General features: G+C 67.0%; 14 protein-coding genes. 11 read left to right on the forward strand and 3 right to left on the reverse strand.

Annotated elements, in window-relative coordinates; translation table 11 throughout:
* Positions 1 to 588: 588 nt before the first annotated feature.
* The 4 genes from ACLIVD_RS17415 to ACLIVD_RS17430 all read left to right on the forward strand — a co-directional run bounded on the left by ACLIVD_RS17415 (position 589) and on the right by ACLIVD_RS17430 (position 4,248).
* Complete coding sequence (locus ACLIVD_RS17415) at positions 589 to 1,125, forward strand: phytanoyl-CoA dioxygenase family protein (protein WP_491932771.1); 537 nt, start codon at positions 589 to 591, stop codon at positions 1,123 to 1,125.
* Between the two features lie 28 nt (positions 1,126 to 1,153).
* The gene (locus ACLIVD_RS17420) at positions 1,154 to 1,555 is read left to right on the forward strand and encodes a RidA family protein (protein ID WP_005570157.1); all 402 of its coding nucleotides are present in this window, start codon (positions 1,154 to 1,156) and stop codon (positions 1,553 to 1,555) included.
* 9 nt (positions 1,556 to 1,564) lie between these two features.
* On the forward strand, positions 1,565 to 2,548 hold the full coding sequence (locus ACLIVD_RS17425) for a hypothetical protein (RefSeq protein WP_317567831.1): 984 nt from the start codon (positions 1,565 to 1,567) through the stop codon (positions 2,546 to 2,548).
* 371 nt (positions 2,549 to 2,919) lie between these two features.
* The gene (locus tag ACLIVD_RS17430; RefSeq protein WP_095869550.1) at positions 2,920 to 4,248 is read left to right on the forward strand and encodes an NAD(P)/FAD-dependent oxidoreductase; all 1,329 of its coding nucleotides are present in this window, start codon (positions 2,920 to 2,922) and stop codon (positions 4,246 to 4,248) included.
* A 183-nt stretch (positions 4,249 to 4,431) separates the two neighbouring features.
* Here the strand turns inward: ACLIVD_RS17430 and ACLIVD_RS17435 are convergent, their stop codons facing one another.
* Positions 4,432 to 5,400 (reverse strand): alpha/beta hydrolase, encoded by a 969-nt coding sequence (locus ACLIVD_RS17435; RefSeq protein ID WP_283331623.1) that lies wholly within the window; start codon positions 5,398 to 5,400, stop codon positions 4,432 to 4,434.
* Positions 5,401 to 5,554: 154 nt separating this feature from the next.
* Here ACLIVD_RS17435 and ACLIVD_RS17440 point away from each other — a divergent pair, with 154 nt between their 5' ends.
* From ACLIVD_RS17440 to ACLIVD_RS17450, 3 genes are read left to right on the forward strand one after another with little or no spacing between them, the layout of a single operon-like run.
* Positions 5,555 to 6,226 (forward strand): hypothetical protein, encoded by a 672-nt coding sequence (locus ACLIVD_RS17440; protein WP_005570162.1) that lies wholly within the window; start codon positions 5,555 to 5,557, stop codon positions 6,224 to 6,226.
* On the forward strand, positions 6,219 to 7,574 hold the full coding sequence (locus tag ACLIVD_RS17445; RefSeq protein WP_491932773.1) for a glutamine synthetase family protein: 1,356 nt from the start codon (positions 6,219 to 6,221) through the stop codon (positions 7,572 to 7,574). The genes ACLIVD_RS17440 and ACLIVD_RS17445 overlap by 8 nt, the downstream gene beginning before the upstream one ends.
* The gene (locus ACLIVD_RS17450) at positions 7,571 to 8,344 is read left to right on the forward strand and encodes a gamma-glutamyl-gamma-aminobutyrate hydrolase family protein (protein ID WP_005570164.1); all 774 of its coding nucleotides are present in this window, start codon (positions 7,571 to 7,573) and stop codon (positions 8,342 to 8,344) included. Before ACLIVD_RS17445 ends, ACLIVD_RS17450 begins: the two co-directional genes overlap by 4 nt.
* Positions 8,345 to 8,412: 68 nt before the next feature.
* Here ACLIVD_RS17450 and ACLIVD_RS17455 read toward each other — a convergent pair whose 3' ends face one another.
* Positions 8,413 to 9,102, reverse strand: a complete 690-nt coding sequence (locus ACLIVD_RS17455; protein WP_491932774.1) for a TetR/AcrR family transcriptional regulator — start codon at positions 9,100 to 9,102, stop codon at positions 8,413 to 8,415.
* Between the two features lie 341 nt (positions 9,103 to 9,443).
* Here ACLIVD_RS17455 and ACLIVD_RS17460 point away from each other — a divergent pair, with 341 nt between their 5' ends.
* A complete protein-coding gene (locus ACLIVD_RS17460) occupies positions 9,444 to 10,913 on the forward strand; it encodes an MFS transporter (RefSeq protein ID WP_283331619.1) in 1,470 nt (489 codons plus the stop codon).
* Between the two features lie 75 nt (positions 10,914 to 10,988).
* Here the strand turns inward: ACLIVD_RS17460 and ACLIVD_RS17465 are convergent, their stop codons facing one another.
* A complete protein-coding gene (locus tag ACLIVD_RS17465; RefSeq protein ID WP_491932775.1) occupies positions 10,989 to 11,657 on the reverse strand; it encodes a TetR/AcrR family transcriptional regulator in 669 nt (222 codons plus the stop codon).
* A 298-nt stretch (positions 11,658 to 11,955) separates the two neighbouring features.
* Here ACLIVD_RS17465 and ACLIVD_RS17470 point away from each other — a divergent pair, with 298 nt between their 5' ends.
* The 3 genes from ACLIVD_RS17470 to ACLIVD_RS17480 are packed head-to-tail and all read left to right on the forward strand — an operon-like array spanning position 11,956 to position 15,477.
* A complete protein-coding gene (locus tag ACLIVD_RS17470; RefSeq protein WP_491932776.1) occupies positions 11,956 to 13,578 on the forward strand; it encodes a class I adenylate-forming enzyme family protein in 1,623 nt (540 codons plus the stop codon).
* Positions 13,579 to 13,588: 10 nt separating this feature from the next.
* Positions 13,589 to 14,368 carry an enoyl-CoA hydratase/isomerase family protein gene (locus ACLIVD_RS17475; RefSeq protein WP_283331616.1) on the forward strand — a complete coding sequence of 260 codons (780 nt, stop codon included), beginning with the start codon at positions 13,589 to 13,591 and terminating at the stop codon, positions 14,366 to 14,368.
* Between the two features lie 14 nt (positions 14,369 to 14,382).
* A complete protein-coding gene (locus ACLIVD_RS17480) occupies positions 14,383 to 15,477 on the forward strand; it encodes a Zn-dependent alcohol dehydrogenase (RefSeq protein ID WP_491932777.1) in 1,095 nt (364 codons plus the stop codon).
* Positions 15,478 to 15,510 lie beyond the last annotated feature (33 nt).

Genomic DNA, 15,510 nt, shown 5'->3' on the forward strand with positions numbered 1-15,510 from the left:
ATTGTGCGCGATGTCGGCCGTGGCGCCCTGGGCTGCAAGGTGTCTGGTGGCCGACGACGCCGAGATGTCCTGGCGGGCCCCGCGCCGATCTGGTTGAGGTGATCGCGCCCGCCCACGGAGGTCGTCTGCGTGGAGCACGCGCTGTATCCGCTCGAGGTGTCAGCGCCTTCGACAGTGGGCGGGCCGGGGCGATTTTCACCCCGTAGGCCATTTACAAAACGACTGTTGTGCAAATATTGCCTAGCGGTTAGCGTGGTCTGCGTCACCCACTAGGAAATTAGGAGACCCCCATGATCGACGAATCCGTCAAGAAGGCCTTCTGGGAAGACGGCGCTACCGTTGTCCGCAACTTCCTCAACCCGGAACAGCTCGCGGAGCTGTACGAGGTCTTCAAGTGGAATGTGGCCAACCCGGGCCCGTTCGTCTTCCGTCGTCTCGACGGCACGAGCCTGCAAACCCACATCGACAACGCCAACCCGGCCGCCAAGGAACGGCTCGACGAACTGATGACCAGGCTTCCGTTCGGCGAATTCTTCGCCGAGCCTGTGGGACTCCGAGCACGTCTGGTACTACGCCGAAGAGGTGTTCGTGAAGGAGAACGGCGCGAGCGGTCGCGGCCCATTTCACCAGGACACCTCGAACCTGCCGTGGGCGGGCCCGGACTGGGGCAACGCCTGGATCTCGTTCCAGCATGTCCCCAAGAAGAACTCGCTGGAAATCGTGCGTGGCAGCTGGAAGGGCATCGAGTACGACGGTGCCAGCTTCACCAACGCCGACGATCCCACCGAACCGCTGTACGGCGACGGATCGCTGCCGCGGCTGCCGTGGATCGACAAGGACCTGGAAAAGGACCCGAACTCCTGGGATCTCGTCTCGTTCGAAGTCAACCCCGGCGACGTGGTGTTCCTGCACCCCCGCTCGCTGCACGGCGGCGCCGCCGTCGACGCCGAGTGCCCCGATCGCCACACCCTGGTGCTGCGATTCTTCGGTGACGACGCGACGTTCCGCGAACTGCCGAAGTCGAACCCGCGCTACGCGCGCAACGGCGTGCTGTTCACCGACGAGATGGCGAAGCTGAACGCCGGCGACGCGTTCCGCTCGCCGGTGTTCCAGCAGCTCGTCTAATCCATCCCAGAACAGGAGACCTTTCCCGATGTCGAAGCGTCAGAACTTCAATCCCGGACCGCGTGCAGAGCGTTACCACAATGACCTGCATTTCTCGACGGCCACCCGCGTCGGTGACCTGATCTGGGTGTCCGGTCAGGTCGGGATCGACCCGGCCACCTCGGCGCCCGCCGACGGCATCGAGGCCCAGGCCCGGTTCGCGTTCGACGGCGTCAAGCAGGCCCTCGAAGCGGCCGGGTCCTCGATGGACAACATTCTCGAACTGCTCACCTATCACACCGATATGGCCCGTGACGGTGAAACTTTCGGCCGGGTCAAGGACGAATACATCAAGGAACCGTATCCCTGCTGGACCGGCATCGGAGTCACACACCTCGCCCGCCCGGAGCTGCTGTGTGAAGTCCGCGTCGTCGCCTATGCCAACGACTGAGGAGCGGTAATGAATTCGACGCAGTCACGCCGGGTCGGACTCTACGGAACCGGACGCGCCGCCGCCCAGCTCGTCGGCGCCATCGAGGCGAGCCCGCACACGCTGACCACCGCCATCGTCTTCTTCGACGAGCAGGCCGGCCAGGACATCGGCACACTCACCGGGGGTCGAGCCGCCGGGATCACGGCGACCACCGACCTCGAGGGCGCGATCCGCTCCGGCGACTTCGACGTCCTGGCCTACGCCGGCCTGAAAGGCAAAGTCCTGCACCGGGCGATGGAACTGTGCGCCGATGCCGGTGTCGACCTCGTACACGCCTGCTTCGTCCATCCCCGGGTCAAGCTCGATCCCGAGATGTACTCGCGGTTGCAGACGCGCGCCGAGGGAACCGGCGCGCGCATCGTCGGCACCGGCATGCTGCCTGGATTCTGGCTCGACGTGCTGCCTGCGCTGCTGAGCAGCGCGCTGCCCGCGCCGGTCTCGATCATCGGCGAGTCCTGCTCCGACATCGCCGCGTGGGGCCGAGGCGTCCTTGCCGACGAAATGGGCCTCGGCACACTCGCAGACGGTCAACCCGGTCCTGTGGGCGGGGTGCTGCACGAATCCGCGGAGATGATCGCCGATGTCCTCGGCCTCACCGGGTACGAGTCGAAGGTGTACGGCGGATACGTCACAGCCGACGCCGCCACCGAGGTGGCGGGCATCCAGATCAGCCCGGGCGACAGGGTGGGTTTCGACGAGGCCGCGATGGTGGTCCACGACGGTCGCGAACGCGTCCGCATCGCATGGAAGGGACTGCCCAAGGGGTCTTTCGAGGGCTACGAGCGCTCGTTGACGGTCACCGCGATCGGCGGCGACGGCTCCGAGTGCACCCTGAGCATCACCCCGGCACTCGATCCCTACCCGGGTACCGCCGCACGCATCGTGCACGCCGTCGGCGCGCTCGGGGCGCTGCCGGGCGGCCAGCACACCCCCATGCAACTCGGTATCTGAACCAACAAGGTAAGGCGTGGGCGCTGTGCGCCGCGCGAACTACGACGACCACGAAGCCTTCGAAAGACCGCCCGCGCCTTCATCGACGCCGAGGTCGTGCCGGTCTTCGGCGAGTGGCTCGTCGCAGGCATCGTGCCGAGGGACTTCTATCGCAGAGTAGCCAAGGAGATGGCCAGGGCCGGAGTCACGTTCGGTGGATCGCCAGTGCACATCTGTGCCTGCCGTACATCACCGAACACGCCCGGCCGACGGCACAAACCACGATTGCCCGCTCTACGCCGACAATCGCGGCGGCACCAGCGAAGTCATGCGCTCGATCATCGCCAAAGGCATGGGTCTCTAGGTTCCATCCGAAACACAAGGAGTGCATCATGAACGGGAGTTCGCTACCGGCCGAAGACGCCGACACCAGATACACCACTTTCACCGGCTGGGTCGACCGGCCCACCGACCTCACCGCACCACTGGACGCCACGATCAGCTGTGACGTCGCCGTAATCGGCGGCGGTCTCGGCGGCATGGCGACCGCGCTGCGACTGGCCGAGCGCGGCGTCGATGTCGTCCTGCTCGAATCGGATTTTTGCGGCTATGGGGCGAGTTCGCGCAATGCCGGACAGATCTCGGCCAAACCGACCGGTGAGCCCCAGATCCTGGCGAAGGTAAACCCGCAGCTGCTGCGTGACCTGGTCCGATTCGCCGGGTCGTCGGTGCAGTTCGCGGAGGACCTGATCAAACAGCTCGGTATCGAGTGCGACTACGAAGCGGTCGGCAATGTCGGGGCGGCAGTCACCAAGGGGCAGATGCGCAAGGCGCTACGCGACGCGCAAGCGCTGTCCGACGCCGGTGCGACACTGCAATTCGGGGACCAGCACGAACTCGGCCTGCCCGACACCTTCCTCGGCGGCCTGCTGACCCCCGCCGGCGGCACGATGAACCCCGGCATGTTCACCCTCGGTCTCCGGGCGGCCCTGCTGGAATCGGGGGTGCGGGTATTCGAGCAATCGCCCGCACAGTCGGTGGACGACATCGGTTCCGGCGCAACGGTGACTACCCCGCTCGGCCGGGTGCGCGCGAAGAAGGTGGTGCTGGCCAACAATGCGTGGGCGCCCGAACTCGCGATCACGCCGCAGCGGCTGTCGCGGCCGGTGTGGGTCAACATGATCGAGACCGCACCGGTCGAGCGCGAGCGTATCGAGGCGACGGGCTGGACGAGCCGTTCGGGCTTGGCGACCAAGCACAACGTAATGGAGAGCTATCACGTCACCCCGACCAACACGATCGCCGTCGGGGTACGTCGGCTGCAGATCGGGAAGAACCCGATTTCCGACCGCATCTCCGATCCCGTAGTGGTGGCCGACCTCACCGATGCCTTCCGTGCGCGGTTCCCGTCGCTGCGTGATGTGCCCGTGACCAAGACCTGGGGTGGCTGGATCGCCATGACGTCCTCGCGGGCGCCCGTGGCCGGTAAGGCGTCGAAGAACGTCTACTACGCGATCGGTTGCAACGGTCACGGGCTCGGCCAGGCACCCTACCTCGGTAGCCTCCTCGCCGATCGCCTCACCACCGACGAAATCCACCCGGACATAATGCCGTGGTGGGAGTCGGAGAACCACTTCCCCCGTTCGCTGTACCTGCACAACCCGGTGCTGCGGGCGGCGTGGCTGGCGGACCGGATCGGCGACCGCCGCGCGGGCCGTTAGTGGATGGTCGTTGCGGGGCGGGCCCCCGAGCTCGCGACAAACCGAACCGGCTGGTCCAGAGGTCGCGACTGGGTCCATGCGTGGTGTTCGGCGCGCTGCGAGACTTGAATATCAGCCGTCGGCGGCGCTTGGCGTTGTGCCGCTGGCTGTCGGTCGGGTGACCGCGGCCCCAGTCGTCGACGACTAACCCCCGTCTCGGACCTCGCGCAGGTGCAGGCACACCTCGTCGATCGCTTGCTTGGCCTGAGCGAACGCGCCGATCTCGGTGACAAAGCCGTGGAAGACGCCGGCATACCTGGTCAGCGAGACGGGTACGCCGTCGCGCCCCAACTGTGCCGCGTAGGCCTCGGCGTCGTCCCTGATCGGGTCGACCTCCGCGGTCAGGATCAGGGCAGGCGGCAGACCGCGCAGCGACTCGGCGCGCATCGGTGCGGCGAGATGGTCGCCGCCCGAGTGGTGCTCGCCGACGTATTGCTCCCAGAACCAGCGGGCGTCCGCGGCGCTCAGCATCGGTGCGTCGGCGAATTCCGACCACGACGACGCGGTGAATGTCTCGTCGACGGCGGGGTAGGCGAGTACTTGCGTCACAGGGAGGGTGCTGTGCTCGTCGCGTCGGTACAGGCACAGGGCGGCTGCGAGATTGCCGCCCGCGGAGTCGCCCCCGACGGCGATGTAGCCCGGATCGATACCGAACTCCGATGCTGTCCGGCTCAGCCACGCGTACGCGTCGACGCAGTCTTCCAACGCGGCCGGGTAGGGGTTTTCGGGAGCCAGGCGGTAGTCCAGTGACACGACCGTCCATCCGGATCCGGCGGCGATCGCGCGGCACAGCTCGTCGGCTCCGTCTAGGGTCCCCAGGACGAAACCTCCGCCATGCAGGTAGACCAGAGCAGGACTGTTGCCCTTCGCACCGGCACTGTCCGCGCGGTACAGGCGAGCCCGGATCGAACCCGCACGGGTCGGCACGGTCAGTTGTTCGACATGGTCCAGCGGCGTGATCGGCTCGGCGGGCGATGCCGTGTTCAAGAGCGCTCGGGCCTGTTCCGGTCCCAGCTCACGAATGGGTTTCTGCAGCACGCGGGTGATCATCTGGGCCACGGTCTGAGCCTGGTCGTCGAGCAGATTCCACCAGGTGGGAGCGTCGTCGTTCAATGGGAAACCTCGCAAGTCGTTGACAAGTAGTGATCTGTGCCTCACCATCATAGTCACGTGATCCAGTCGTTTGACAGTGACACGTTTTCCATTGGGATCCGCTGCTGACGGGTGTACCGCGCACACGATCTCGTCGAATCGAAAGGACAGAAGGATGACCGAAACGACGATCGGCCACGCGACACGCGGGGCTGACGCGGTCGGTGGGCTCGACATTCGGATCGAGGACGATGCGAGTCCGATCGTCCGGCTGATCGGTCGGACCATCGCCGATTCCGTCCGCGCAAACGGTGCGGACTCCGTCGTGGCGACGGTGGCAGGCACTGTGGCCGTCCGCTCGCACGACACCCCGCAGGCTGCGACGATCAGCATCTCTGACGGTGTCGTCGCGGTATCGAGCGGTGTGTTCGTCGAGCCCGACCTCACGTTGACCGTCGACTTGAACGGCCGGTTCGCCCTGGTCGGTGAGCCTGTTGTCGCAGGCGACGACGATCTCGCTGCCGCGGCGCTGGCACTGCTGGCGCCGCCGCTGCCGGACTGGAAGGTCGCCGCGGATTCGTTCTGGGCCGCGGCCCGGTCGGTGCCGGGGATCCCCGACATGCTCGTCGCGATCACGGAGGGCCCCGAGGGGCTGGATCAGCACGTCGTCGGCGAGGGCGAGACCCACTATGTGATCGCCGGGCCACCGGAGCTGCTGGCCGGCATCTTCTCGGGCGCCGACGACCTGATCGCCGCCCTGTCCACCGGTCTGATCGGCGTGCGCGGCACGTTCTCTCAGCTGTCGGTGCTGGTCGCCGCATCCTGGAAGGTTCGTTACGATGTCTGAAACCACCTACACCGCAACAGAGCTCGAGACCCCCGTGCACACGGTCCGGCTCGAGTCCACCAACCACGACGGCAGCTTCCTCGGCAAGAATCTGGCACCCAAGAAGTTCGCCGCGAGCGCGGGCTCGGGCTTCGCGATGGCCGACCTCCTGTTCGGCCTCGACCTGGGCAACGCCCCGACCTTCGGCTTCGCCTTCCCCGAGTGGCGTGGGCACGTGTCCGACGTGCAGTTCCGGCCTGACATGTCGACGCTGGTGCAGTGGGAGCCGGGTCTGCAGTCCGTGATCGGTGATTACTGGCAGGCCGGCGGCAGCCCCATCGGAACCTGTCCGCGCAACCTCGCCCGAAAGTTGGTCGACCGACTCGCCACGCGCGGTTTCACGGCAACCGTTGCGGTCGAGATCGAGGCGACTCTGTTCCAGGAGTCCATCCACGAGGCCCGGGAAAAGGGATATCGCGACCTGACCCCACTCGGCGGTTCAGCCGGAACCGCGTACCACCTCGCGAAGTCGAAGGACTGGATCGACTACATGTCGGCGGTCGCCCGTCGCCTCGACGAGATCGGCATCGAGTGGGAAGCGTGGAGCGACGAGGACGCGGCGGGTCAGGTCGAACTCAACCTGGTTCCCGGCGACCCGATCTCGGTCTGCGACAACTGGGCTCGCGCCCGGCAAGTGATGCGCGAGGTGGCCTTCGAGCGCGGTCACACCGTCACCTTCATGGCCAAGCCGACCGCGGGCTACGGCCAGGCCTCGCACGTCAACCTGTCTCTGCAGCGCGACGGGGTCAACGCCTTCTACGCCGAGGACGGGCCGTCGCCCACGATGCGGCACGCGGTCGGCGGACTGCTCGCGACCATGCGCGGGGCGGCATCGGTCATGCTCCCGCAGATCACCTCGTACCGCCGCCTGGTCGACTTGAGCGGCCCGCCGACGACGATTACCTGGGGCATCGCCAACAAGAGCACCGCGGTGCGCGCAGTGTGCGGTCACCCGGCGTACTCCCGCCTCGAATACCGCGTTCCCGGCGCCGACGCGAACCTGTACCTCGCGGTCGCGGCCATTCTCGCCGGTGTGATCGCCGGCCTCGACGGCGAGATCGAGCCACCCGAGCCGGTCAGCGACCTGGCGTGGTGTGTGCCCGACCTCGAGCGGCTGCCGAACACCATCACCAAGGCGGCCGCCGCGCTGGAGACCGACCTGATCCTGCGCGAGCAGCTCGGCGACGAGTTCGTCGACTACTGGGTCGGTACCCGGCGCTGGGAGTGGATGCAGTTCCACACTGCAGGCGGTGATCCGTTCGCCGAGCTCTCCGAATGGGAGTCGGCGCGATACTTCGAGTTCCCGTGAGCGGGGGGAACGCGACGCCGGGCGCGATCCGGCCGATGATCGGCATCACCGGCCGACGGGTCCGGCTGGGGCTGGTCGACGGGCTGGACAAGCGCTACGGTCACCTGCTCACTGACACCTTCATGTCCGACTTCTCGGACCGGATCGCCAGGGCCGGAGGGATTCCGGTGAACCTGCCCTACGATGCCGACCCGGAGGCACTCTGCCATTGGCTGGCGGGCGTGGTCATCACCGGAGGTCAGGATGTTCATCCCGCGTACTGGGGTGGGGATCTGTCGGTGGTCCGTGACGTGGATCCACGGGATAATCCGATGGTCCACGACCCCGAGCGGGACGAGTACGAGATCGCGCTCGTGCGTGCCGCACTCGCCAGACATATCCCGGTGCTCGGGGTGTGCCGGGGCCTGCAGGTCCTGAACGTCGCTCTGGGCGGCACGCTGATCGCGGACCTGCCGCCCGGCTCCGTCGGGCATCAGTCGAGTTCGCCCCCGCTCACCGACGGTGCCGACGACCACAAGGTGACGTTCGAGCCCGGCTCGATCGCGGAAGGTCTGTTCGGTGCCGGCGCGGTGACCAACTCGTGGCACCACCAGGCGGTCGACCGCTGCGGGACCGGCCTGGTGGTCACGGGGCGCACGGCCGACGGCGTCGTCGAAGCGGTCGAGCTGCCGGGGGCCGCGGTGCTCGGTGTCCAGTGGCATCCCGAGTGGATGGAACGTGACGATCCGGCGCTGAGCTGGATCGTCGCCGAGGGCAACCGGCGGATCTGACTCGGGGAAGACTGTCGGCCGCCACCGAAGGGTGGCGGCCGACAATTACTTTCAGGTCAGAGCGGTTTTCACTCGACGCTCACCCAGGACACGAGCGAGCGCATGGCTTCTTCGGGCGAGGCCGTCTTCGGGGCCGGGGCCGGGGCCGCAGGCGCGGGGGCATCGCCGAGGTGGGCGGCCATCCAGGCGTCGAGCACGCCGAGGATGAGTTCGATCTGTCGTTCCGCCGCTGGGGGGTCGGTGAACACCAGCCAGTTGAGCGCGAATCCGTCCGACAATGTGGACACGATGTAGGTCAGTGCGTCGATGGTGTCCGGGTCGACCGGCCGGCCGGAAGCGGTCGCGGCGGACTCGAGGATCGCTCGCAGGGTCGCGGATGCCTCGTTGTACACCATCTCGGCCTGCTGGCCTTCCTGACGCTGGCCCCAGCTGATCAGCTCGACGATCGCCGCGCCGAAGTCCGGATTCGCCAGGTACCACTCCGTCACGCCGCGTAACAGGGCGCGCGCGGTGATCGCCACGTCGCCATGGACATCGTTGCGCGTCAGCACCTCTCGATACTGTCCGGCGACGTGCTCGAAGACCGCCGCGAACAGCACCTCCTTCGTGGCGAAGCAGTAGTGCAGGGTGGCCAGCGGAGCGTTCGCCTCCTGCGCGATACGGCGGGTGGTGGCGCCGTCGACCCCATCGGCAGCGATCACGCGCACGGCCGCCGCCACCAGTTCGGCGCGACGTTCGGCGGCGGGAATGCGAGCCATGCCCTCTCCTGTCAACAGATCTGAACGGATGATCAAGTCGGTTCCACGCTACCAGTCGGAAAGGTAAGCGTGTTGCCATATTTCCCCGGAGAACCGCCGTCAGGTGCGGGCAACAACGCGAAGCAAATAGTCATATGCCTTGATCAAACGACTCACTTGGCTTACGGTATGAGCCGGATCACATTGGCGGGTCGGCGCACTCCGATGCGACCACACCGGTTTCGAAGAAACAGACCCGTCATGACCGACGAACTCACGTGTCTCACCCCCGACGCCACCACAGAAGCCATGGTCGACATGATCATGCGAGACGGCGGCGTGATCATCGAAGGAAGCAATTCATGACAGAGATCCACCAACAATCCGGACCCGGCCATGCGGGGACTGCTCGCCCCGGGCCGAACAAGGCAGTGCTCATCGGTGTCGGCACGCTGCTGATCGTCCTGACCAACGCCGTCATCTTCATCCTGCCGCCGCTGTTGCCGATCATCCAGGCGCAGTACGGCCTCGCCACAGTGGCCGAGACGACGTGGCTCTACACGGCGCTGACCCTCGGCGGGGGAGCGGGCTTCATCTTGCTGCCGCGCCTCGCCGATCTGCACGGCGACCGTAACGCCGCGGTGGCGGCGTCCGCATTCCTTGCGGTCGGCGCGCTCGTTCCGGCTGCCGGCGACTCGTACTCGACCCTTCTGGTCGGCTGCATTCTCATGGGATTCGGGGGCGCGGCGCAGCTGCTTCCGCTCGGTTTCCTGCGCCGCAATCTCGGCGAGGACGGTATCACGGTGGGTGTCGCGGTTCTGGTCATCGCCACCGGTGTCGGCATCGTCGTGGGCATGATCGGCGGTGGCTTCATCGTCGAGAGTCTGTCGCTGCGAGGCTTTTTCATCATCCTCACCATAGTGTGCGCAGTGACGGCCATTGCGTGCTATGCCGTGATCCCCCACACCCCGCCTGCTGAGCGTTCCGGCCGCATCGCGGTACTCGGCACGGTGTGGATGATCGCTTGGGTCGCCGCGATCCTGCTGACTCTGACGCAAGGCCTCGTGTGGGGCATCGCGGCGCTCATTCCGTTGATGGCCGGCATCGTCGGGGGCATCGCCTGGGTGCGCGTCGAGCGCCGCTCGACCTCGGCGGTGTTCGACGTCGCACTGATGAAGGCGCCTTTGGTCACCGCGTCGTGCTTGTGTATCGCATTGTTCGCCGCGGTGAACTCGGCCTTCCTGCTGCTGCTCAGCACGTACGCTCAGATCACTCCCGAGGATCTTCGTCCCGCGGACGCCTACGGACTCGGGCTCAGCGCCCTGCAGACCGGCTGGCTCATGGCACCTTTCGCGGCGGCGTTCTTGATCCGCGGAACCGTACTCGACCGCGCCTTGTTCAACGGCCGTGGTGCGACCGTCTTCGTCATCGGAGCGCTCATCAGTGCATCGGGGCTGGCCTGGCTCGCCGTCGCGCACGACCAGCAGTGGCACTACCTGGTGGGCGCTGCCGTCATGGGTCTCGGGATCAGAATCGGCTACGCAGCGGGGTTCACCATGGTGCAGATGGCAGTGCCCGAGGAGAAAGCCGGGATGGCGGCCGGTATCGCCGGCACGTCCATGGCCGTGGGGTTCGCCTTCGGCACGGCACTGGTCAGCGCCGACCTCAGCGCCTCCCTGGTTCCGGTGGTCGGAACCGGTCTCGAGGTCGCTGCCAAGGGCCTCTACGGCATCGGCTACTGGTTATCGGGACTCCTCGCCCTGCTGGTCGTGGTGAGCGTGCTGGTCTCACGCGCCCGGTCCGGTCGGCGCGTCGGCGCGGCGGCGTCCTGAACGTGGCTGGGTCGATTGCCGTCCCCGACCTGGCGCGTTGATTCGTGCGGGCGGGCGCTGCCGTGGCGCTCACTATCACTCCACGCTCACCCAGGACACGAGCTCGGCGGGGGAGGCCTGCGAGGGACGGGCCGCCGGTCCGGAGGTGTTGCCGAGGTGGGCGGCCATCCAGGCGTCGAGCACGCCGAGGATGAGTTCGATCTGTCGTTCCGCCGCTGGGGGGTCGGTGAACACCAGCCAGTTGAGCGCGAATCCGTCGGACAATGTGGACACGATGTAGGTCAGTGCGTCGATGGTGTCCGGGTCGACCGGCCGGCCGGAAGCGGTCGCGGCGCTCGCGAGTTTCGTCCGTATGGTCGCGGATGCCTCGTTGTACACCATCTCGGCCTGCTGGCCTTCCTGACGCTGGCCCCAGCTGATCAGCTCGACGATCGCCGCGCCGAAGTCCGGATTCGCCAGGTACCACTCCATCACGCCGCGTAACAGGGCGCGCGCGGTGATCGCCACGTCGCCATGGACATCGTTGCGCGTCAGCACTTCTCGATACTGTCCGGCGACGTGCTCGAAGACCGCCGCGAACAGCACCTCCTTCGTGGCGAAGCAGTAGTGCAGGGTGGCCAGCGGAGCGTTCGCCTCCTGCGCGATACGGCGGGTGGTGGCGCCGTCGACCCCATCGGCAGCGATCACGCGCACGGCCGCCGCCACCAGTTCGGCGCGACGTTCGGCGGCGGGAATGCGAGCCATGCCCTCTCCTGTCAACAGTTCTGAACGGATGATCAGGTCAGCTTCGGCTACCAGTCGGAATGGACAATCAGGCCGTCATGTCGGCGAGATGACCACCTTTCGGTGAGTGATCCTACCGCTTCATGATCATATGCCTTGATCATTTGACTATGTTCTTCTAGGCTATGACCGAGACCACAGTCCGGCGCCATCGGTGATCGGAAGGTCACGGGCCTCGAGCTCACCGCGGATGCGCCGTCACGACCAGAGATCGCGAGCTGCATCCGCATCGCACCCGACAAGCGTGAAGAGGATGACCATGACCGGAGTCGAATCAGTTCCCCGGGAACGCGCGATCGCACTCGATCGCATGGCTGTGGACCCGCCGATCGACACCGTCGTCGGCCTGCTGGCGATCCAGGCCGCCCGCTTTCCCGACCGCGAGTTTCTTCGGTTCGCGGAAGGATCCTGGACCTTCGGCGAGATCGACGACTGGACGTCACGCCTGGCGCAGCGTCTGGTCTCCGAGGACGGGATTGGCGCCGGCGACCGGGTCGCGATCATGCTGCCCAACGTGGTGCAGTGGCCGATCGCCTGGCTCTCGATCCTCAAAGCCGGCGGCGTCGCGGTGCCGGTGAACTCGTCATATCAGCGCGCAGACCTCGAATTCGTGCTCCGAGACTCCGGCGCCCGGGTGATGTTCACCGACGACGGTCACAGCCCGCTCGTCGACGAGGTGCGCGCCGCGAACGGCGATCTGGCCGATGTCCGTATCGTCGAAGCCGCGTCGCGCGGCGAGCTCGCGCAGTACCCGGCGGACAGGCCCGATGTCGCGATCACCCCGGACACGCTGGCCAACCTCCAGTACACCTCGGGGACCACCGGATTCCCGAAGGCGTGCATGTTGACCCACGACTATTGGGTCCGGCTGGGGTGGATCTGTGCGGGCGCGGCGGGCCTCGGGTCCGGCGACGTGGTTCTCACCTCGCAGCCGTTCTCGTACATGGACCCGCAGTGGAACACCTCTTTGTGCCTTACGGTCGGCGCGCCGCTGGTGGTGCTGCCCCGGTTCTCCGCCTCGGGTTTCATGGCGGATGTCCGTCGACACCGGGCCACGTTCTGCTACGTGCTCGGCTCGATGCCCACGCTTCTGTTCAAGCAGCCGCCGAGTCCGGAGGACCGGGACAACGAGCTGCGCCTCGTGCTGTGCTCGGCCATCCCCGTCGCGCTGCACGCGCAGCTCGAACAGCGTTGGGGCACGCCGTGGCGGGAGATCTTCGGGATGACCGAAAGCGGGGCCGACCTGGTCAGCCTCCCCGAGAGCACGGTCGACGTCGGCAGCGGACGACTGGGGCAGCCCGTTCCCACGAAGCAGGTCCGGGTGGTCGATCCGGAGGGCCGGGAAGTTGCCGCGGGAGAGTCCGGCGAGCTGATCACGTCGGGCAGGCCGATGATGCTCGGCTATTGGAACCGACCCGAAGACACCGCGGAGGTCCTCCGCGACGGCTGGCTGCACACCGGCGATGTCGCGGTCCGCGAGCCGGACGGCTACCGCCTGGTGGGCCGGATCAAGGACATGGTCCGCCGCGGCGGGGAGAACATCGCGAGCGCCGAGGTCGAACGCGTCCTCGAACACGACGACACCGTCGTCGCGACAGCGGTGGTCGGCGTCCCGGACGAGCTGTTCGGTGAGGAGGTCAAGGCCTTCGTTCAGCTGGCCCCCGGCGTCGAGGAGAGCCGCGCGACGGCAGAGCAAATCGTCGACGGCGCACGAACTCAGCTGGCGCGCTTCAAGATTCCTCGATACGTCGAGTTCGTCGCCGAGTTCCCGCGCACCCCGTCCGAGCGCGTGTCGAAGCCGGCCCTGCAGGCGCGCTCCGCCGCGCATCCCGGCATCACCTACGACCTGCAGCCGCCGCGCACCGCCGGCAACGGCAACTGAGGAGCCGGACATGACCGACAGTTATCTGGACGTGCACATCGACGACGACGTCGCGGTGCTCACGCTGAACCGCCCGGCGAAGCTGAACGTGATGGACGTGGCAACGAGGGTGCGGCTCGCGCAGACCATCCGCCGGTTCGGAACGGGTGATCTCGTCCGCGGGATCGTGCTCACAGGCACCGGGCGGGCGTTCTCCGCCGGTGAGGACCTGCAGGCGGTGCCGACCACCTACGACGAGATCCGCGAGGCCTTCGCGACCTTTCACGACATCACCCGCGCGATTCTCGAGACGAAGGTCCCCGTGATCGCGGCCGTGAACGGGATCGCGGTCGGCGGCGCCTCGGAGATCACGTTGTGTTGCGACTCCCGGATCGGCACTCCCGCTGCCGAGTACTACCAGCCGGAGAACCACCGCGGAATCATCATCTCGAACGCTTCGAGCTTCCTCATGGGCCGCCTGGTACGCAACCACGCGATGCGAATAATTCTGGGCTCGAACCGGATAGGCGCAGGCGAGGCCCTGCGGATCGGGCTGCTCGACGAGATCGTGGCCCCGGAGGCACTGGTGCACCGCGCGGTCGAGGTGATCAGGCAATGGAACTCCGATCCCCGGACCACCGCGCTGCACCTGGGTCTGCTGCGGCCGCGCCCCGAAGACATCGAGGCCGCGTTCACCCGCGAAGACGACGCCGCCCGCCAGTCGTGGGAGTCCGGCGCCTTCACCGAAGGCATCGAGGGCTTCTGGGCATCGAAGAACGCGGCGCCGACGGCGCCCGCGCAGAGCAATTGAGATCGGAGACGATGATGATCACCACCGAGGCAGCGCTTCTCACCGCGCTGAACGAACCGCTCGAATTCACCGAGATCCAGGTCGACGACCCGGATCCGAACGAGGTCCGCGTCGCAGTCTCGAACGTGGGCCTGTGCCACAGCGACCTGCATTACATGACCGGCACCGTGGGCGCCGACCTACCCGTGGTTGTCGGGCACGAGGTGGCGGGCATCGTCGAGTCGGTCGGCTCCGCGGTGACCTCGTTGCGCCCGGGCGACCGCGTCGTCGGCGCCCTCACACCCTCGTGCGGGTTGTGCCGCAACTGCCAGGTCGGGCACTCGACGCAATGCCAGCGTGTCTCGCAGATCCGACAGCGCCCCCGCCCCGCTTTCCAGCTGCCGGGAGGCCAGGTCGTCGAACGGCTCGGCGACATCGGCGCGTTCTCCCGCCACACCGTGATGCGGGAGAACTCGCTGGTCAAGGTTCCCGACGAGGTGGGACTGCACGTCGGGTGCCTGCTGTCGTGCTGCATCGTCACCGGCGTCGGCGCCGTGTTCCGCGGCGCGCAGGTACGCCCCGGCGCCACCGTGGCCGTGATCGGCTGCGGCGGTGTCGGATCGGCAATCATCCAGGGCGCACGGCTCGCGGGGGCCTCGGCGATCATCGCCGTCGATCTCGACGATGCCCGGCTCGCGGCGGCGCGGACCTACGGTGCCACGCACGTCGTGAACGGTGCGGCCGATGTCCCGGCCGAGATCCGGAAGGTGCTCGGCGACGGCGTGGATTACTCGTTCGAGGCCGTCGGTTCCGCCCGGACCGCGGCTACCGCGCTGGCGGTCCTCCGCGGCACGGGCACGGCATGCCTGGTGGGCATCGCGCCCGACGGCACCGACCTCACTGTTCCGGCGTCGGATTTCTTCTTCGGTGAGAAGCGCCTCATCGGTTCCTACATGGGCTCGGGCCAAGCGCACGAGGACATCACCCAGTTCGCGCGCCTCTACCTGCAGGGACACCTGTTGCTCGACGAGATGGTCAGCGGCGTGATCCCGTTCCACGAGATCAACAAGGGCTTCGAGGCGATGAAGTCGGGCGAGGTAACCCGCATCGTCGCCGACCTCACCGCGTGATCACCCCGACCCCATCCACAATTGCGCACAGAA

This window comes from Rhodococcus sp. G6(2025), assembly GCF_058628105.1.